The following is a 17878-nucleotide window of genomic DNA, read 5'->3' on the forward strand; positions in this document are numbered from 1 at the left end:
CGTGCATCCCGCCACGGGGACTGGATAACCGTAATTACCGGGGCACACCTAGAACGACTCCATGGAACGCAGTCGACTCCCGCCCGAAATGCGGGTCGGGTCGCGGCCTGGACGGAGGGTCGACTGATGGTCGACCCGGGGGATGAGAGCGACGGGACTGACGACGTGGAACAGAACGACGAGACCGACCAGAGCAAGAACGCGTCGTCCCGGTCCACGTTACGAGTTCTACTGCTGGTGGCCGGAATCCTCTCAGCGCTTCTGGTGTTGCCGTTCCTTCAGCCCATCCTGTTGGCCGGGTTGCTGGCGTACCTCGCCAGGCCGGCACAGGTACGGCTTGCGGCACGACTGGGGCGCACAATCGCGGCGGCCGTCACGATGACCGCGACCGTCGTGGTCGTCCTCGCCCCGATACTGCTACTCCTCGCCGTCGCAGCGACCCAGGCCGTCCTCTTGCTCCGTGGAGTCGAGGTCCCCGACATCGCGGCTATCGAGGCGGTCTTTCGGGGATGGCTCGGGACGAACCCCCCGGACCTCTCCGTGCTGGCCGAGCCGGTCGCCGGTGCGCTTCAGGCTGGCCTCCAGGGAATTCTGGGGGGTGTGGTCGGTTTCCTCGGCGGCGTCCCGGCCTTCCTGGTGGGGACGGTGGTATTCTTCTTCGCGTTCTTCTCCTTCCTGCGAGACGGGGACCGACTCGTCGCCTGGATTCGGTCCGCTATCCCCCTCGACCCTGCCACGATGGACGAACTGATCGAGCGGACCGATGATCTCCTGTGGGCAGCCGTCGTGGGGAACGTCATCGTCGCGGCACTACAGGCGGTGCTGACCGTCCTCGGGTTCGTCGCCGTCGGGTTCGACAACATCATCTTCTGGGGGATGACGACGTTCGTGCTGGCGCTGCTCCCCATCATCGGTGCCTCCGTTGTCTGGATTCCGGCCGTCCTCTACCTTCTCAGCACTGGGAGCATCCCGGAGGCAGTGGGACTGCTGGTGTACGGCTCCATCGTCATCAGCGGGTCGGACAACGTCGTCCGGCCGTTCGCGATGAAGCGTGGTGCCGAACTTGATACTGGCGTCCTCGTCATCGGCATCTTCGGGGGCATCGCGGTCTTTGGCTTCCTCGGGCTCTTCATCGGGCCCGTCGTGCTGGGACTGGCGAAGACGCTGGTCGAACTGCTCGTCCGAGAGCGGGGAGAGCGCGTGTAGGGCCGAGGCTGTGGAGTGGTGATGCGTCTAATCAAGGGAACCGTTACCCGAGTGACCAGCGTGTTAGATGGCATGGCCGATACCAAGAAAGGACGGGACGACCAGGCCGACTCCAAGGAAGAGCAACAGCGCGAACACGAGCTCGAGGAGGAACTGGCGTACGAAGACGAAGCCGAGAAACGGAAGAAGGAACACGAGGACGAAGAACTCGAAGAGGAACTCGGGGAAGACGAGTGACGGAACAGTGGGCTGGAACGGTCCAGCTCACTCGATGGGGATGTCTTTCCCCTTCGGTTTCTTGGATTTCTTCAACTCGACGGTCAACACGCCGTTCTTGTACGTCGCCGAGACGACGTCCTCCTCGACAGCCGCCGGCAGGGTCACCGACCGCTTGACCGACCGCTGGGTCCGTTCGCGGTGGATGAACTCACCTTCCTGTTCGTCTTCGCTCTCGGTGGCGTGCTCGGCACTGATACTGAGCATGTTCCCGTCGATGGTCACGTCGATCTCATCCCGGTCGAAACCGGGCAGGTCCGCGGCGACGACCAGCTCGTCGTTCACCTCCTGGATGTCGAGGGGCATCGCCTCGACAGTCACTCCGCTCCAGTCGCTCATCGGTTGCCCCCAGCCGGTCCAGGTGTCGTTGAACTCCGCGAACTGGTCGCCCATCCTGTCGAAGAACCGCTGGAGTTCCTCGAACGGGTTACGCTTCGTTGCCATGGTGGTTTCCTCGGACAGAGTAGGCTCGCGCGCCATTCCAACCACTCCCTTATATCCCAAGTGCGCGGGCCGATGCGTGCGGAGAACGGAATTTCAGACGGGTCGATGGCCGTCTCAGGCTGGCTGCTGGACGTCCTGCAAGAACCGTTCGAGGTCGGTCTGGCTGTAGGCCGCGACGCGCTCACAGTACTCGAACAGGACGTCGTTGAACTGCTCGCGGGTCGCCTCGTCCAGGCTGTGCTGCCCCCGGTAGCCCTCGCCCGGAATCTCGGGGTGGAGGGTACAGACGACTCGCAAGGGGACCTCGTCGAGGTCGTGTCCCGTGATGATACCGTAGTCGTCACTGCCCCAGATACCGAGGCCCGTCTGCCTGCTCAGCGCGGAGTCGATGCGGTCGAGCTGGTGAAGTTCCGCCCCCGTCACGACTGCGTCGGGGCCGTCGAAGAGGTCAGCGAACGCCCGGTCCCGGCCATCGAAGACCCAGCTATCGAGCTGTTCCCTCGCCCGTCGGAGCAACGACCGGTCAGGAAGTACGGGTTCCATGTCACCACAGAGGGCCCGAACCGGAATGAGCGTAGCTCTCTCACGACACGAAGTCGCCAGGAACGGGGGGCGTCAGTCGAGCGCGAAACGAGGTGACTGACCTATGTGCCTTGCTCGCGTACTACTGTTGAGGGGGAGAGATATGAGCCAACCCGAGAAGGTCCACCACAGCGACCTACAGATAGACGAGATTCGAAACGACCCCATGGGTCGGGACGAGAAGCACCTCGACGAAGAGTACGTCCGGTTCAAGAACACCGGAGACGACCAGCTCAACATCTCGGGCTGGACCGTCGAGGACGACGCGGGGGAACAGTTCGAGTTCCCGGAGGGGACGGTCCTCGAACCTGGTGACCACGTCACGCTGCACACCGGAGATGGCGTCGACACCGAGTGGGACTACCACTGGGGGTCGGAGAAGCCAGTCTGGGCGAACCTCGAAGACACCATCGTCGTGCGTGATTCGAACGGAACGCTCAGGATTCGGGAGTCGTACAACAAGTAGTGGAGCCGTCCACTCATTCTCGTTGACAGCACTGGCGAAACCGCGATGTGGCTACCACCCCTAGAGTGAAATCATGTTCCAGGCACGTTGGGACGACATCAAGGGGAGGGAACTGCGCTATGGGGGCCACACCTGGAAGCTGACCGGTGACATCAGCATCGAGGACAGTGGGTCAGTCGTGTCGGTAGAAGCCAGGCAGGTCGACGGCGTGAAGGGGGACCTCGCTCGACTGCAGTTCGACATCGACGGCCAGCCGCACTCGTTGAACCCAGGAAACACGGGCGAGCACTTCAACAGGCTCGAACGCGTCGGGCAGCGACAGTATCTGGTGATCAAGAACGAGGGGCGAACCTACCGGTACGAGCTGCACCGCATCGAGTACGTCTGAACCGGTTCTGCCGTACTCCTCGTTGGACCGGCCGCTAGAGCCAGGTCTGCGATTCTATCGGGGAGACACAGTTGAACTTCGGCCAGATACGTCACACGGTGACGAAGAGAACGAAGCGACCGAGCAGAACCGTCTCGTTTGCGGGACAGCCGAGCTCGGTCACTATTCGGGTTTCGATGCCCGGACACACAGGAACGTCGGATATCTCAGTCGTTTCTCGTAGGATTCTGGCTTCTTCTCTTTGAACGTCTCTTTCGGCGTCGGCTCGACCAGTTCCTCCAGTTGGAACCCGGTCTCGATGAGGGGGTTGATGGCCTCCGAAATCGGGCGGCGATAGAACGGGACATCCACCTCCTCACCGTCGGCCGACCACGTCATCACCTCCTGTTCGACCTCGAAGTAGTTCTCGGCCTCGAACGCGATGTACTCGTCGACTGGATTCTGCGCCGAGAACACGAGGAATCCGCCGGGCTTGAGGATGCGGGCGAACTCCCTGAAGGGCTGTCGCCAGTCTTCGACGTAGTGGAGCGACAGGCCGCAGATGACGCCATCGAACTCGTCGTCGCCGGCGAACTCGAGTGGTGCTGTGATATCGCCCTGGCGAATCACCGCTCGATCACCGATTCGTCGTCTCGCCTGTTCGAGCATCTCCTCGTTCTTGTCGACCGCGACGACCGCTGCCCCTCGCTCGAGCAACCACTCTGTGTAGCGACCGTGTCCACAGCCCGCATCGAGGACTCGTTTCCCCGTTACGTCCGGAACGAGCTCGGTCGTCGCAGGGAACTCGAAATCAGCGCAGTACGGGTCCTGTTCTTGCGACTCGTACGTCTGTGCCAACTTGTCGTAGGCAGCATCGACGGTGGGGCGCTGCTCAGGCGGCATGAACACGAGTATGTGTCACACTTCGGATTAATCGTTGTGATTCAGGGCTCGAGGCGATACACTCGAGCTTCCCAGGGCCGCAGGTCGACCGAAGCGAGTGAGTCGGCAGCTGCCGACTCCTCTCGTTGGCCGTAGTTCCCGAGCAGGAGCGTCGCCTCGCCGTCGCCGAGGTCGACCAACTCGGAGACGTCCATCGTCGTGGAGGAATCCGAGAAGTTGAGCGCGACGAACAGCTGCTCGTCCCCGTGGGTTCGGGTGTACGCCCAGAGTTCCTCGTGGTCGGGCGTGAGCTGGTCGTACTCGCCGTAGACGACCACGTCGTGTTCCTTCCGGAGGTCTATGAGGGCACGGTAGTAGTGGAAGACCGAGTCGGGGTCTTCGCGCTCGGCTTCGGCATTGATGTGGTCGTGGTTCGGGTTGACCTGCATCCACGGCTCACCATCGGTGAACCCGGCGTGCTCGTCGGCGGACCACTGCATCGGGGTCCGCGCATTGTCACGGGAGTTCTGGCGCACATCGTCGGCCACGGCCTCGAACGAGTCGATGCGACCGTCGTCGATCGCGTTCTGGACCGGATTGACCGTGTCCACGTCCTGGTAGTCGTCGAGGGACTCGAACGGGTAGTTCGTCATGCCCAGTTCCTCACCCTGGTAGATGTAGGGCGTCCCCTGGAGCGTGTGGAGCAGGGTTCCGAGGAGCTTCGCGGACTCGCGGCGGTACTCGTCGTCGTTCCCGAACCGGGAGACCATCCGGGGCTGGTCGTGGTTGTTCAGGTAGAGGCTGTTCCAGCCGTCGTCGGCAAGGCCGTGCTGCCAGCGGTCGAAGACGGCCTTGAACTCGGTGAGGTCGAGTTCCTTGCGCTCCCAGATGTTGTGCCCACGGTCGAGCAGCATGTGCTCGAAGTGGAAGATCATGCTGAGCCCGTCGCCGTCCTCGCCGACGTACTGGCGCGCGGTCTCCATCGCCATCTCGTCACCGATCATCTCGCCGACGGTCAGGAGGTTCTCGCCCTCGAGCACCGCCTCGTTCATCTCCTGGATGTACTCGTGGATGCGCGGGCCGTTGAAGTAGTGCTCCGGAATCGCATCGTCGGGAGCGTCCTCCTCGACCTTCGAGATGAGGTTGATGACGTCCATCCGGAACCCGTCGATGCCCTTCTCGAGCCACCACTGCATCATGTCGAACACCTCCTCCCGGACGTCGGCGTTCTCCCAGTTCAGGTCGGGCTGCTTGCGGTCGAAGAGGTGGAGATACCACTCTTCCGTCTCCTCGTCGTAGGCCCACGCGGGGCCGCCGAAGAACGAGCCCCAGTCGTTCGGTGGGGCTTCGCCCTCGGGCCCTTCCTCGGCGTCCCAGTCCACCTCGTCCGCGTCGACGCCCTCGCGCCACCAGTACCAGTCGCGGTACTCACTCTCGGGGTCGCGCGACTGGAGGAACCACTCGTGCTCGTCGGAGGTGTGGTTGACCACGAGGTCCATGATGAGCGCGATACCGCGCTCGTGGAGTCCGTCGAGGAGGGCTTCCCAGTCGGCCATCGTCCCGAACTCGTCCATGATAGAGCGATAATCGGCGATGTCGTAGCCGTTGTCCGCGTTCGGGGACTCGTAGACGGGGTTGAGCCAGACGACGTCGACGCCCAGCTCGTCGAGGTAGTCCAGCTTCTCGATGACGCCCTGGAGGTCACCGACGCCGTCGCCGTCTGTATCGTTGAAACTGCGGGGGTAGACCTGGTAGACGACTGCTTCTTTCCACCAGTCGCTGTCGTGTTCGAGACCAGCCATTGTAGAGATATTACTTACAGAAGTTGTAAATATATTTGGAACCGCTCATCGCGGGCCGAACGACCGCGGGGAAAGAAGGAAGAACAGCCTGCGCTACCGGGAGACCAGTCACTCAGTACGAGTGCGTCAACACCGTGTTCCCGCTCGCGTCGAACAGGTAGACCGTGTCGCCGGAGTTGTTCCAGACCGAGGAGCCACGGCCCCAGTAGAGGTCGGTGCTGGTGTCGGTCCCGCTCCCGGTGTGGAGCGTGACGGTCGCGCCCGCGTCGAGGGTGAACGACGGGAAGGTGTAGTCGTGGGCCGCCTCGTCCTCGCAGACGTAGTCGGTCATGTCGACCGCCGAGCTGCCGGCGTTCTCGAAGACGACGTACTCGTCGTTGAGGTTCTCCGAGTCGGTGCCAGCGGCGTCCTCGTGGACGTTCTTGACGACGATACCGTCACTGGTACTCCCGTCGTCGCCGGTCTCGTCGAAGCCATCGCCGCTGTAGGTGCGGTTGATGATCTCAGCACCGGAGTCGTCGGTGACGATGACGGTGTCGCCGGAGTTGTTCCAGACCGAGGAGCCACGGTTCCAGTAGAGGTCGGTTGCCGAGTCGGTCCCACTCCCAGTGTGGAGCGTGACCCGCGCCCCGGCGTCTAGGCTGAACTCGGGGACGGTGTAGCTCTTGCCGGCGGCGTCCTCGACCACGTAGTTCGTGAGTTCCATCGAGCCGGACCCGGTGTTCTCGAAGACGATGTACTCGTCATTGAGGTTCTCGGACTCGGTACCCGCCGCGTCGGCGTGGACCTTCACGAGTTCGAGTGTGCCCGACCCGCCCGTGTTGCTGCCGTCGAACGCTGAGAACAGCGGGAACGAGGTATCGAATCGCGTGCTGACAGGGACGGTCGCGTCGGAATTCACGTTGTTCGAATCGTCCTCGACCTGGTCGTCGCTCAGGCGCAGGTCACTGCCGAGGTCGGCCGCGAGCGTGTTGAGGTTCGACCGGGCATCGCTCGTCGCCGTCGAGGCACCGATGAGGACGACAGAGCCACCGTTCGCGACGAACTGTGAGATGGCGTCGGTCTCGGCCGTCGTGAGCGACTGTGGCGGCGAGGTGACGATGAGAGAGCGCGCACCCGAGAGGTTGTCGCTCGTGAGGTTGTTCACCTGGTCGAAGTCGATGCCGACGCCTTCGAGGTAGCGCTGGTAGTACGCCACGTCCTCGCTGGAGAGGGCGTAATCGGCGCTGAACTGGCCGTGACCGCCATCGATGACCACCTTCCCTGCACTCTCCGAGAGCCAGTCGAGCAGGTTGGTCAGGAAGGTGAAGTTCTCGTAGGTTGACGTGTCGACCGCGTAATCCTCGGCCTGTTCGTAGGACTCGTCGATGAACGGCGAGCCGACCATCGCGACGTTCGCCGCCTCGTCGACGCCGACGAGCGGGATGTCGGTGTACGAGACGCTCGGGGTCCCGGTCTGGGTCGCCGTCGACTCCGCGAGCACGGGCACGCGGGACTGGCTGATGGCTCCCGAACTCGTCTTGATCGACGCCGCGTCCGGGAAGAACTGGTCGTCCACGGGCCGATTCCGGATGGGGTCTGTGGCCGACGGGTCGCTCTGGGCCCAGAGGTTCGTCCCGTTCTGCTGTGCCGTGACCTCGGCGTCGTAGAACTGCTCGTACTTGCTGAACGCGGAGGCGTAGACGCGGGCGTAGCCGTTCTGGACCGTGCGCAGGTTGTAGAAGTCGTCGCGGACGCCATCGCCGGTGGCGTCGTAGTGGATGTATCCGAGCAGACGGTCGTAGGTGTCGAAGATGCCCGGTTCCGCGGGGTCGAACGAGAGTTCGATGGTCTTTCCACTCAACTCGTTCTGTCCCCAGGTGGTCGCGTTCGCGCCCCAGTCCGCGAGGTAGGTCAGCGACTCGATGCCCTCCCACTCCTGGGTGCGCTCGAACCGCTGGTACTGTTCCTTCTCGGGCGTGTCCATCCCGAGGATGCGGACGTTCTCCTCGCGCCCGGAGTCGAATCGGACGTTCGCGGTGTCCCCGTCGGTTACATCGACGACGTCGACGAGGTGTGTCGTGTCCGGGTCGATCTCCATCCCCGGCCGGTCCGCGAAGAAATCGAAGGTGGTGTCGAACCGGGAGGTCGTCGGCTTGTAATACACGCCTCCGTTGTTGTCGTTGTCCGTGACCTGGTCGTCGTTGAAGCGGAACGCGAGTCCGAGGCCGTCCGCGATGTCGTTGAGGTTCGCGGTCTCGTCGAAGTTCGAGTAGTCGGCGCGGTCGAAGATGAACACGTGCCCGCCACCCGCCACGAAGTCCGCGAGGTCCTGTTTTTCCGAGCTGGTGTACGCGGTCGCCGGGCCGGTGAGCCAGACCGCGTCCGCGGTCGAGAGGTCCGACGAGAGCGTCGAGGTGCCCGTCACCGTGTAGTTCTGCTGGGTCTCGGCGTAGTTCGCCATGTTCGAGAAACCGGTGAGCGTGTGGTACGCGTCGTGTCCCTCGTCGTAGAGGATGGTCCCGGAGCCACCGAGGTAGGCGTCGAAGACGTTGAGGACGAACTCCTCGTTGTCGCTCCTGAAGTTCGCGTCGTCGGAGACGAGCGTCGCGCCGAAGCCGACGACCGTGCCCGCGCTGGAGTCGTCGACCGCCACGAGTGGGATGTCGGTGTTGTAGGGGTATGCGACCGCGTCGCCGTTCCCGTCGGCGTCGTCGTTATTGGCAGTGGTCTCCGCCTTCACCGCGATGAGCGAGTCGTCGGTCAGGGTGTTGCCCGAAGCGTCGAGGAGGCTCGCCGTGGAGTCGAACTCCAGCGAGTCGATGCTACCCGAGGCGGCTCGCGCCACCGTAGATGCGGAGTTCCCGATTGCTGTGCCCGCCGCCGCGACCGTGAGCGATGTGAGGAAGTCACGTCGTCGCATACCATGTCGGGCGAAGCAAGACTTAATAAAACATTGTATTTGTTCTAAATAGTATACTGAAGCCACCGAGAAAAAGACAATCTGCTTTGGTAACTAAACTAGTGGGCCCGATTCGCCCGATTCTGCTCGATACACCAACCAATACTGTTGGCTATCGGGGATGGTTATTGAAACCCGAGACGAACTGGCTGCAATGAAGGCCTCCCCTGACGTCGATTCCCCCCTACCCGCGCACGACGCGCGTCGAGAGACTGGCAAGGGTGCCCGTGATATCCCCTGTCGGGAGTTCGACAGTGCCCCTCGTCTGGCCGGTCACGTCCGCGAACTTCACGTGGACCGAGAAGGACCCGTCGGCCTGTATCGGTGCGGCCTCCATCCGGTCGCTACCGACCTCGCGGACCCAGACCATCTCGCCCTGGTGTTCCGGCCTTACACGTCCCCGGATGCGGTACGTACGCCGCTCCGAGACGTTCTCACCGACGACCGGGTAGTCGAGTCCTTTCCACTCGTAGTAGCCCTCGTCGATGACGAGGACGTTCGAGTAACCGGCCTGCTGGAGTTCTGCGGCCCGAACCGACGAGAGGTGATGCGGACAGCCGCAGTAGCAGATGATGCGGTCGGACTGGCTCCAGTCCGCGACCGGGGAGATATCCAGCGGGCTCCCAGCCGGTGAACTCACCGCACCGTAAACGTGCTCGTTCCGGTATTGGGCCATCCCACGGGCATCGGCGAACCGGGCCTCGCGTCGGCCCCACCAGTAGTGGACGTCCTCGACGGGAGCCAGTCGAACCTGCTCGCCATCGACCTCGATGGTCTCGTACGCACCCGTGTCGATGTCGCGCTCGGCAGGGACCGAATCCGGGTCTGGCGGGTAGCCATCGGCCGGCTTCGGGTCGTTCGGGTTCCACGTGACCTCGCGCGGACTGGGGCGTTCCGTTCCCGATGTCGCGGTGTCGTCATCCCCGCCGATCTCCTGTGCCCCGTCGCTATCTGCGGTTCGCGTCGGCGTCGCGGTCGGCGCAGTCGAGGCAGTACCCGCACCTGCTCCCGACCCGTTGTCGGTAGCACATCCAGCGAGCCCTGTGACGATTCCGGTGGAGAGCGCGAGGAACGCACGTCGTTTCATTACCAAAATTTTTGAGTAGAATTAAATAGGCTCTTCGGTCGAATCCCGATACCGTGGGGCACACCAGACCGTCCCCGGGGTCGGGGGGTTTGGAGATAACGTATGGGGATTGCTCACCAACGACTATTCCCGTTCGCTGACAGACAGGCCGCCCGGACTGTTCTAAACTATAGACAGTTCAACAACGGTTCACTACTGGTATTAATACTAGAACGACACCACCCGAGGCCTCCTGATCTATCGGCGGTTCAACTCGGTCCGGACGAAGACCGCGAGTGCGAGCACAGAGAGCGCGAACCCGACGATGGTGAACCCCGAGAACGAGAGGTTCTGGAAGTGGGCGGTGAAACTCTTGTCCGTGGGGTAGTCCGGCGAAGGCAGGACCGGCCACAGCAGGAACGTGAGGTCAGCAAACTGGAGCCGCAGCAGCGAGTTGAGTGAATCTCCCACGAGATGGGAGGCGTAGCCGAACGACGCGGCGAACGCGAGGTCGGTACGGTCGTACCGCCGAGCGACCGCGTACGCGAGGACGATGAAGACGCTCAGCGTCAGAAGCGAGTGAGCGAAACTCCGGCCCGTCGGCAATATCGTTGCCCACCAGGCGAGCGGTTTGTCGACGAGGTCAGGCAACTGTGTCCCGACCAGCAACACGAGTAACACTAGCACCGACTCGTGCGCCTTCCGCTTCGTCGGTAGCAGACGATAAGCGAGATAGCCGAACGCAGCGTGTCCCCAGGGCCACATCGAATGCTGCTTTGCAGAGCAGCGGGATACGTTCGTTGTTTTCCCGGAGAAGATTGCGGCAGGCATTGAGATGCATGGCCAAAACCTATATACTACGGATGTCTCGCTATTATCACGTCAACCACATTGGGGTTGTGGTGGGGGAAAACATGTCAGGTATGAAAACTCAGTATTGCGAGCACTGTGAGGAAGAGAAGCCGATCATCCAGACGGTCGGCTGGCAACCGAACGTCTGCAGAGGCTGTGGGAACGACATCGAAGATTGACAGCAGGCACGGGGTCGAGCCAACATCTTCTTGAGCGCCCCCGCACAATCGGCGACCAATGACAACTCGTCGTCGCCAGCGGTACGTCCATGCGACGCTCGCATGGACCCTCGCCAGCGCACTCGCGCTGTCGCTGCTGGGCGCGCTCGAGTACGAGCTGTTCTTCGTCTGTTCGCTCATCGGGGTGCTGGTCGTGACCGAACTGACGGCTGCGATCAACGTGACGCCAGCCTGGCGCAAGCGCCTGCGCTGGCTCATCGGACTCGGGTTGGTCGTCTTCGCCTACATCGTGATTCGGCGGATCCTGGCCATCCTGCCACCGGGGGTGTTCTGAGTGCGGGTCGCTGGCCGGACGGTCCGGTACCCGCAACTCCTCGTCGTCGGCCTTCTGGTATTGCTCGTCGGGGCAGGACTCTGGGCGGGCGTCACGTCCGCCGACGCCTTCGGTGCGTACAACCCTGCGTGGGACGGGTCGCAGGACGCACGGACTATCGTGGGAGAGACGGACAGGACGGTCGTCGTCGCACAGGAGACTGGCAAGTACGAGATGCTGGATGCGAACGAGACCACGGCGTTCGTCCTCTCGCCGACCAGCGACTACGGCCCGGCAGCCGAAGCCGACCTCAGGAACTTCGTCCGGGACGGCGGTACACTGGTCGTGGCTGGTGACTTCGGCGGGGCCGTGAATCCACTGCTCTCGGGGATCGGCGCCGGCTCTCGGCTCGACGGGACGACCCTCCGTGACGAACAGCACTACACGGAATCCCCCGCGATGCCACTGGCGACGAACGTCAGTGACGACTCGCGCGTGGCCGACGTGGACGAACTCGCGCTGAACTACGCGACGGTCGTCGACCCGGGGACCGGAAGCACCGTTCTCGTTCGGAGCTCCCCGTACGGGTATCTGGACGCGAACGGGAACGAAGCCCTCGACGACAACGAGACGCTCGCCAGCTATCCCGTCGTCGTCGCCGAGTCCGTCGGTGAGGGACAGGTCGTCGTCGTCTCCGACCCGAGCGTGTTCATCAACACGATGCTCGACCGGGGCGACAACCGGGCGTTCCTCTCCTCTATCGTGGGTGAGTCCGAGACGGTCCTCTTCGACTACTCCCACGCAGGGCAACTCCCGCCACTGGTCAGGCTCACGCATCTGCTCGCCGACTCGGCGCTGGCGTTGCTCGTGACCGGCCTCCTGCTCCTGGTCGGTGGAACCATCGCCGTTCGTGGGCTGCCGGTCTCGGTTCCGGTCCCGTGGGGACGGGAGTCGCCATCGCTCACAGCGGTCACACTCGACGAGGCGTCCATCACCGACCTGCTGGAACGTCGACATCCGGAGTGGGAACACGAACGTGTCCGCCGTGTCGCGAAAAGTATTAACAGGCCATCCGAAAATACGGTGAACGATGAATAACCCGGCCGACGCCTACGCCGCCCTCCGCGACGAGATATCCACTGTTCTGGTCGGCAACGACGAGCTCATCGAGCACCTGACGATTTCTCTGTTCACTCGGGGACACGTCCTCGTCGAGGGCGTCCCGGGCGTCGCGAAGACGACCGCGGCGAACGCCTTCGCGAGAGCGGTCGGACTCGACTACACCCGTATCCAGATGACGCCCGACGTGCTACCCGCAGACATCACGGGGACCCACGTTTTCCGTGAGGGAACTGGCGAGTTCCAGCTCCAGCGTGGCCCCATCTTCTCCAACCTCGCGCTGGCCGACGAGATCAACCGGGCGACGCCGAAAACGCAGTCCGCCCTGCTCGAAGCGATGCAGGAGAACCAGGTAACCATCGAGGGAGACACCCTGCCACTCCCCCAGCCGTTCATGGTCATCGCGACGCAGAACCCCATCGAGATGGAGGGCACGTTCGACCTGCCCGAGGCGCAACGTGACCGCTTCCAGCTGAAGCTCGTCGTCGACACGCCGACCCGCGAGAACGAACGAATCTTGCTCGACCGATTCGACGACGACGCACAGCTCGGTGCGCGCGATGTCGAACAGGTGTTGACCACGGAGGAGGTGCTCGAACTGCGAGATGTCGTCGAGGACATCCACGTCGCGTCGTCGGTGAAGGAGTACATCCTCGACGTGGTCCGGGCAGTCCGTGAGGACGACAACGTCGACGTCGGGTCCTCACCTCGTGCGGGCATCACGTTCCTGAACACGACGAAAGCGCGGGCTGCAATCCGGGGTCGGGACTACGTGATTCCCGACGACGTGAAGGCGCTGGCGAGACCCGTGCTCCGGCACCGGATCGTACTCAGTACCGAGGCAGACCTGGGGAGCATAGATGCGGAGGACGTCGTCGAGGACGTGCTCGAACGCATCGCGCCGCCGGAGGTCAGTGGCTTCCAGTTCGGTGATGAGACGCGAGATGCGCCGACGGCGGACGAGTAAGAGCCCTACCTCCTGATGGAATACAGACGGCTCGTTCTGACGCGGTGGACCCGACGCGACCGGCTGGCAGTTCTCACCATCGCGGTCACCGTCGCCTTCTTCACGAGTACGGTGCTCGCCGTGACGGCCGTCTCGACCCAGACGACCGCCATCGCCGCCGAGTTCGAAACGCCAGCGAGCGTCGAACACGTCTCTGGTAGCGCCGCCACGGACGAGGGTGTCGCCATCCCCGCAGGGACGATTCGAATCGACGGGACGAACGCGACGCTCGTCGGGCTCTCGAACGAGACGGCTCAGCGCCTGCAAGCGTCGAGTATCGTCGTGCCGCCGCCACCAGGGGCCGGTGTCACCGTCGCTACTGACGGCGCAGGGCAGTCAGCTGGCAACGTGACTGTCGTGACGAGCGACGGGACCGAGACGACCGTCTCGCTCCAGACGCGGTCCGCCGGCCAGCAAGCGATTCCCGGGGAGTGGTACGTGGCGAACGAGACGCTCGCCAGCCAGGTCGGTGGCGGGGCTGGGTACCGAATCGAGACGGACACGCCGACCGTCCCGGCCGACGGGTCACCGGTGCTCGGTGCACTCGCGTTCTTCGTCGCCGGAACGCGCTCGCTCGTCGGGTTGCTCTTCGCCGGGGCAGTGGGTGTCGCCATCCTCGTGGGCGTCATCGTCTACAGCGTCGTCAGGATGACCGTCAGGGACCGGCGAGAGGAGATACGGCTGGTCCGGGCACTCGGCGCGCTCCCGCGACAGGTCCTCACACTGTTCGGCGGGCGGGCACTGTTGCTGACGGCGGTCGGAATCGCACTCGGGTATTCGGTCGGCGTTATCGGTGTGAATCTGGCCGCGAACGTGGGCGTGTTCCTCGGGCTACCGACCTCGCTCTCCATGCGCGTCTCGGCACGGTCCGCGGTGATGCTCTTGCAGGGGTACGGCATCGTCCTCGCCAGTGGTGGCATCGCTGGGATACTCGCGACGCTTCCGGCAGTCCGGGGCGCACCCTACGCCGAGACGGGCGAGGACTACTCCGACGGTCGCCTGACGAGGCTCGCACCGGCAATGCTCGAACCGGAACTGTTCGACTGGCGCGGGGTGGTGCCTGCCGCCGGGGCCCTGACCGTGTTCGTCGCCGTGCTGTTGCTCGTGACCTCGTTCGCGGGGGCGCTCGGCCCACTTGCGGGTGGTGACGGGGCGACGGTCACCGAACCGGGCGCGACACACCCCATCGCGAGCGACGTCCCCGGGCACTACGCCGGTGTTCTCGAATCGCAGGACCAGATTACCGCGAGCCCGGAGATACTGGGCTTCTCGACCGTCGACGGGACCGCCGTGCTGGTCCGTGGGGCGGACTACGAGAAGTTCGCGACGGTGAGCGGCGCGACCCTCGTCGCCGGCCGCCCGCCGACCACACAGCGCGAGGCCGTCATCGGAGCGGACCTTGCCGGGTCACTCGGTGTCGAGCCCGGTGACGAGGTAACGCTCGGGGGGAGCACGCGACCCGCGTTCACCTCGGTGTCGGTGGTGGGGACCTACGAGGCACCGGGGTACTTCGACGACCACCTGCTCGTCTCGCTCTCGACGGCTCGTCATCTCTCGACGAAGCGCGGTGATTCGGTGAACTTCATCCGGCTCTCCGAGCGACCGGACGCCTCCCCGGGTGGCGACGAGGTCCAGGTCGTCGATCTCGGTGCGCCGAACCGGACGACTGTCGGGTCGACGGTCACGGTGACCGCGACGGTGCTGAACCCGACTGCGACGACGACGGAGCGGACGGTGACGTTCACCATCGACGGCCAATCGGTCGACCGGACGGTCTCGATCCGGTCGTTCGCCTCGCGGAAGGTATCTACCAAATTCGAAGCGACCGAGACCGGGCCGGTGACCGTCGGCGTCGACGACCGCACGAGGACGGTGCAGGTGCTGCCCGCAGATGCCGTCACCATCCGCGGACTTCCCCCGGTCGCGCCACCCGATTCGAGCATCCGCGTCCAGGTGGTCGGCGTGGCTGACGGCGCACCCGTTGCAGGGGCCACGGTTACCCTCGGTGACGAGACGTACGAGTCGGACGAGAACGGCGTCGTGACGCTTTCGGTCCCATCGGCAGGGACTCACGACGTGCAAGTCGCTCGCGGCGACTACGCGACGACGCAACAGCTCGAGGCCACGACTGGCGCACAGCGCTCCCTCGTCGCCTCGTGGGACGTCCCTGCGGCCGCCTCGCCGCTCTCGCAGGTGGAGGGTCGCCTCACCGTCTCGAACCCCTGGAACCAGACGCTCTCTCGGACGGTCCTGCTCAACTATCCCGGCGGAACGCGGTCGGTGTCCATCTCGCTCGCCCCCGGTGAATCCCGGACGGTGCCGGTTTCGGTCGGCAGGCTGGCACCCGATTCGTACGAGTTCACCGCCGTGAGCGACGGCGAGGAACTGGCGACCGCGACGCTCCAGGTCGAGGGCCACGCTCGGCTCGCGTCTGCAATCGCCTCCCACAGCGCCACCGAGGCCGGGACGACCGGTATCGGTCGAGCCGTCGCGACCGTCTTCGGGAACGTCCAGATAATCGTCGCTGCCCTCGTCGTGTTCGCCGGCGTGATGACCGTCGGCGGGACGACGGCCGCGTTCGCCCGGAGCGTCCAGGCCCGGTACCGCGAACTCGGGCTGTACCGGGCGGTCGGTGCGAGCCGTCGGCAGGTCCTCGGCGTGGTTGTCCGTGATGGACTCCGGGTCGGGAGCGTTGCGACCGTGCTTGGGCTAGCACTCGGGACGGGGTCTGTGCTCGCGCTGGAGCAACTCGGATTGCTCCGGGTCTATGGCGTCAGCGCGCCCGTGGAACTCGGTGTTTCGACGCTGGGTCTGTCGGTCGTGACCAGTCTCGTGCTGGTCGTCACCGGGACGGTGCTGGCCGTCTGGCCGGCGCTGCAGAAAGAGCCGGTCGTGCTCGTGGAAGCTGGGGACGAATGAGCGGCTGAAACTTGTCTGGGACTCTCAGTCCGACTCGTCCGCCCAGTCGTTCCAGACGTACACCAGCGTGTGCACGTCGATCATGTCGGCGTCGGGTCGTTCTTCCCTGAGCACGTCCCGGAGTTCGCGACAGGCGAGGACGACCTGCCAGTACTGGGTCGGTCGGAAGCCGGTGTCGAGGCCGTCGACCGAGGAGTTTGCCGCGAAGAAGGAGTCGAAGCGGCTGTACTGGAAGGTGATGTAGTCCTCGGGGTAGGCGAACATCAACAGCGTGCTCGCAAACCGCATGAGGTTCCCCGGGGAGACGTCGAGCGGGGCACAGAAGTTCTGGAGTGCCCCGAGTCGGTCGGTGACGTGTGCGTCTTCGGTCAACAGGTCCGAGATGACTGCTGCGCCCTCCTCGGGGTTCTCGAGGCAGTGCTTTCGGACGGCGTTCCAGTCGGACGCGCCCCACCGACCCATCATGTGGTTCAGGACAGAGGAGACCGGCTCCATCCCCACGTCGAGGTCCTCGAAGAACGAGTCGAGTTCCTCGGGGTCGAGGTCGGTGATATCGTACTTCTCTCGAATCGTCTCCTCGAAGTACTTCGCATACTCCCACTTCCAGGACTCGATGTGGGTCCCGCCCCAGTGCTCGGTCGTCTCGTCCTGGTACGCTCCGGACTCTCGCGCGGCGAGGTGGCCGTCGATGGCGGGGGCCAGTTTCTCGTAGTCGAGCCGTATCGGGCGGTTCGTCTCCGTGCTTCCGGACGAGCCGTACCCGTCGAGCGACCGGTAGAGTGGCCCGCGCGGACCGTCCACCTCCGCCCGGATGGTCTCCGGGTCGACCGTCGTCACCAGCGCGAGGAGTTCGTCTATCTCGACCCAGACAGGGACTTCGTGGTCGGTCCCGGCCGTCACGTGGCCGACGCGTTCACGGTAGGTCTCCGCGAACCGTTCGAGCGAGTCGACCCGTTTGTTGTACGTGTTCCCGCCCGCGAACCCGAACTGCTTGAGCCCACTCGCGGCCTGGCTCGTCGGGATGGGACTGGTTTCGGCGTGGGTCCGCCCGTACAGTTCCCAGAGCGACTGGGACCACTGGAACTTCCGCTCCCATGCCGGGTCGTACGTCTCGGCGTCGCGCACCTCGGCGAACAGTTCGGCGAGCTCCTCGACCGACCCCCAGAAGGAGTCGAGGGCGAGGCTCTTGTTCGGAGAGAGCGACTCGTAGAGGGCATCGAGGTCCCACAGTTCCTCGAAGGTCTCTTTCGATGGGTCCTCGATGAACTCGTCCAGACGCTCGGTACACACGCGGGTCCGGTTCGATTCCGAGAGGTCGTATCCCGGTCCAGTGGGATGCTCCGGAACTGTCTGCTTCCACGCGGAGAGTATCGCTTCCTGCCGGGGACCGAACGTATCTGTCACGGTACAACAGACCCATGCTGGACGTAAAGTTCCCGCGGCAACGTTCGCACGAAT

General features: G+C 64.1%; 16 protein-coding genes. 8 read left to right on the forward strand and 8 right to left on the reverse strand.

What is annotated here, in order from left to right:
- Window positions 1-126 precede the first annotated feature (126 nt).
- Complete coding sequence (locus ACSC1S_RS19455; RefSeq protein WP_435365750.1) at window positions 127-1206, forward strand: AI-2E family transporter; 1080 nt, start codon at window positions 127-129, stop codon at window positions 1204-1206.
- 72 nt (window positions 1207-1278) lie between these two features.
- The gene (locus ACSC1S_RS19460; protein WP_435365751.1) at window positions 1279-1443 is read left to right on the forward strand and encodes a hypothetical protein; all 165 of its coding nucleotides are present in this window, start codon (window positions 1279-1281) and stop codon (window positions 1441-1443) included.
- 27 nt (window positions 1444-1470) lie between these two features.
- Here ACSC1S_RS19460 and ACSC1S_RS19465 read toward each other — a convergent pair whose 3' ends face one another.
- Window positions 1471-1926: an Hsp20/alpha crystallin family protein gene (locus ACSC1S_RS19465; RefSeq protein WP_435365752.1), complete on the reverse strand. Its 456-nt coding sequence runs from the start codon at window positions 1924-1926 to the stop codon at window positions 1471-1473.
- Window positions 1927-2040: 114 nt separating this feature from the next.
- Window positions 2041-2469 carry a DUF7539 family protein gene (locus ACSC1S_RS19470; protein ID WP_435365753.1) on the reverse strand — a complete coding sequence of 143 codons (429 nt, stop codon included), beginning with the start codon at window positions 2467-2469 and terminating at the stop codon, window positions 2041-2043.
- Window positions 2470-2611: 142 nt separating this feature from the next.
- Here ACSC1S_RS19470 and ACSC1S_RS19475 point away from each other — a divergent pair, with 142 nt between their 5' ends.
- Window positions 2612-2974, forward strand: coding sequence for a lamin tail domain-containing protein (locus ACSC1S_RS19475; protein WP_435365754.1), 363 nt, complete (start codon window positions 2612-2614; stop codon window positions 2972-2974).
- 73 nt (window positions 2975-3047) lie between these two features.
- Window positions 3048-3362 carry a hypothetical protein gene (locus tag ACSC1S_RS19480; RefSeq protein ID WP_435365755.1) on the forward strand — a complete coding sequence of 105 codons (315 nt, stop codon included), beginning with the start codon at window positions 3048-3050 and terminating at the stop codon, window positions 3360-3362.
- Between the two features lie 162 nt (window positions 3363-3524).
- Here ACSC1S_RS19480 and ACSC1S_RS19485 read toward each other — a convergent pair whose 3' ends face one another.
- From ACSC1S_RS19485 to ACSC1S_RS19505, 5 genes are all read right to left on the reverse strand, one after another.
- Window positions 3525-4244 carry a class I SAM-dependent methyltransferase gene (locus ACSC1S_RS19485; RefSeq protein ID WP_435365756.1) on the reverse strand — a complete coding sequence of 240 codons (720 nt, stop codon included), beginning with the start codon at window positions 4242-4244 and terminating at the stop codon, window positions 3525-3527.
- A 41-nt stretch (window positions 4245-4285) separates the two neighbouring features.
- The gene (locus tag ACSC1S_RS19490; RefSeq protein WP_435365757.1) at window positions 4286-6025 is read right to left on the reverse strand and encodes a glycoside hydrolase family 13 protein; all 1740 of its coding nucleotides are present in this window, start codon (window positions 6023-6025) and stop codon (window positions 4286-4288) included.
- Between the two features lie 112 nt (window positions 6026-6137).
- Complete coding sequence (locus ACSC1S_RS19495) at window positions 6138-8927, reverse strand: DUF4350 domain-containing protein (protein ID WP_435365758.1); 2790 nt, start codon at window positions 8925-8927, stop codon at window positions 6138-6140.
- 223 nt (window positions 8928-9150) lie between these two features.
- Window positions 9151-10053, reverse strand: a complete 903-nt coding sequence (locus tag ACSC1S_RS19500; protein WP_435365759.1) for a rhodanese-like domain-containing protein — start codon at window positions 10051-10053, stop codon at window positions 9151-9153.
- Between the two features lie 237 nt (window positions 10054-10290).
- The gene (locus tag ACSC1S_RS19505; RefSeq protein ID WP_435365760.1) at window positions 10291-10797 is read right to left on the reverse strand and encodes a metal-dependent hydrolase; all 507 of its coding nucleotides are present in this window, start codon (window positions 10795-10797) and stop codon (window positions 10291-10293) included.
- Window positions 10798-11121: 324 nt separating this feature from the next.
- On the opposite strand from ACSC1S_RS19505, the gene ACSC1S_RS19510 reads away from it, so the two are divergent.
- Genes ACSC1S_RS19510 through ACSC1S_RS19525 form a run of 4 tightly spaced genes read left to right on the forward strand, consistent with a single transcriptional unit; the run spans window position 11122 to window position 16420 of the window.
- On the forward strand, window positions 11122-11397 hold the full coding sequence (locus ACSC1S_RS19510) for a DUF8044 family membrane protein (protein ID WP_435320810.1): 276 nt from the start codon (window positions 11122-11124) through the stop codon (window positions 11395-11397).
- Window positions 11398-12474: a DUF4350 domain-containing protein gene (locus ACSC1S_RS19515; RefSeq protein WP_435365761.1), complete on the forward strand. Its 1077-nt coding sequence runs from the start codon at window positions 11398-11400 to the stop codon at window positions 12472-12474.
- Window positions 12467-13462 (forward strand): AAA family ATPase, encoded by a 996-nt coding sequence (locus ACSC1S_RS19520; RefSeq protein ID WP_435365762.1) that lies wholly within the window; start codon window positions 12467-12469, stop codon window positions 13460-13462. The genes ACSC1S_RS19515 and ACSC1S_RS19520 overlap by 8 nt, the downstream gene beginning before the upstream one ends.
- Window positions 13463-13477: 15 nt before the next feature.
- Window positions 13478-16420 (forward strand): FtsX-like permease family protein, encoded by a 2943-nt coding sequence (locus tag ACSC1S_RS19525; RefSeq protein WP_435365763.1) that lies wholly within the window; start codon window positions 13478-13480, stop codon window positions 16418-16420.
- Between the two features lie 24 nt (window positions 16421-16444).
- Here ACSC1S_RS19525 and ACSC1S_RS19530 read toward each other — a convergent pair whose 3' ends face one another.
- Window positions 16445-17824, reverse strand: coding sequence for a hypothetical protein (locus tag ACSC1S_RS19530; RefSeq protein ID WP_435365764.1), 1380 nt, complete (start codon window positions 17822-17824; stop codon window positions 16445-16447).
- Window positions 17825-17878 lie beyond the last annotated feature (54 nt).

Source organism: Haloarchaeobius pelagicus, from assembly GCF_051207375.1.
Lineage (GTDB): Archaea > Halobacteriota > Halobacteria > Halobacteriales > Natrialbaceae > Haloarchaeobius.

What these genes read in the sequence shown, in the direction of transcription:
- ACSC1S_RS19455 (WP_435365750.1), top strand. Translation starts at nt 127, where the DNA reads ATGGTCGACCCGGGGGATGAGAGCGACGGGACTGACGACGTGGAACAG.
- ACSC1S_RS19460 (WP_435365751.1), top strand. Translation starts at nt 1,279, where the DNA reads ATGGCCGATACCAAGAAAGGACGGGACGACCAGGCCGACTCCAAGGAA.
- ACSC1S_RS19465 (WP_435365752.1), bottom strand. Translation starts at nt 1,926, where the DNA reads ATGGCAACGAAGCGTAACCCGTTCGAGGAACTCCAGCGGTTCTTCGAC.
- ACSC1S_RS19470 (WP_435365753.1), bottom strand. Translation starts at nt 2,469, where the DNA reads ATGGAACCCGTACTTCCTGACCGGTCGTTGCTCCGACGGGCGAGGGAA.
- ACSC1S_RS19475 (WP_435365754.1), top strand. Translation starts at nt 2,612, where the DNA reads ATGAGCCAACCCGAGAAGGTCCACCACAGCGACCTACAGATAGACGAG.
- ACSC1S_RS19480 (WP_435365755.1), top strand. Translation starts at nt 3,048, where the DNA reads ATGTTCCAGGCACGTTGGGACGACATCAAGGGGAGGGAACTGCGCTAT.
- ACSC1S_RS19485 (WP_435365756.1), bottom strand. Translation starts at nt 4,244, where the DNA reads ATGCCGCCTGAGCAGCGCCCCACCGTCGATGCTGCCTACGACAAGTTG.
- ACSC1S_RS19490 (WP_435365757.1), bottom strand. Translation starts at nt 6,025, where the DNA reads ATGGCTGGTCTCGAACACGACAGCGACTGGTGGAAAGAAGCAGTCGTC.
- ACSC1S_RS19495 (WP_435365758.1), bottom strand. Translation starts at nt 8,927, where the DNA reads ATGCGACGACGTGACTTCCTCACATCGCTCACGGTCGCGGCGGCGGGC.
- ACSC1S_RS19500 (WP_435365759.1), bottom strand. Translation starts at nt 10,053, where the DNA reads ATGAAACGACGTGCGTTCCTCGCGCTCTCCACCGGAATCGTCACAGGG.
- ACSC1S_RS19505 (WP_435365760.1), bottom strand. Translation starts at nt 10,797, where the DNA reads ATGTGGCCCTGGGGACACGCTGCGTTCGGCTATCTCGCTTATCGTCTG.
- ACSC1S_RS19510 (WP_435320810.1), top strand. Translation starts at nt 11,122, where the DNA reads ATGACAACTCGTCGTCGCCAGCGGTACGTCCATGCGACGCTCGCATGG.
- ACSC1S_RS19520 (WP_435365762.1), top strand. Translation starts at nt 12,467, where the DNA reads ATGAATAACCCGGCCGACGCCTACGCCGCCCTCCGCGACGAGATATCC.
- ACSC1S_RS19525 (WP_435365763.1), top strand. Translation starts at nt 13,478, where the DNA reads ATGGAATACAGACGGCTCGTTCTGACGCGGTGGACCCGACGCGACCGG.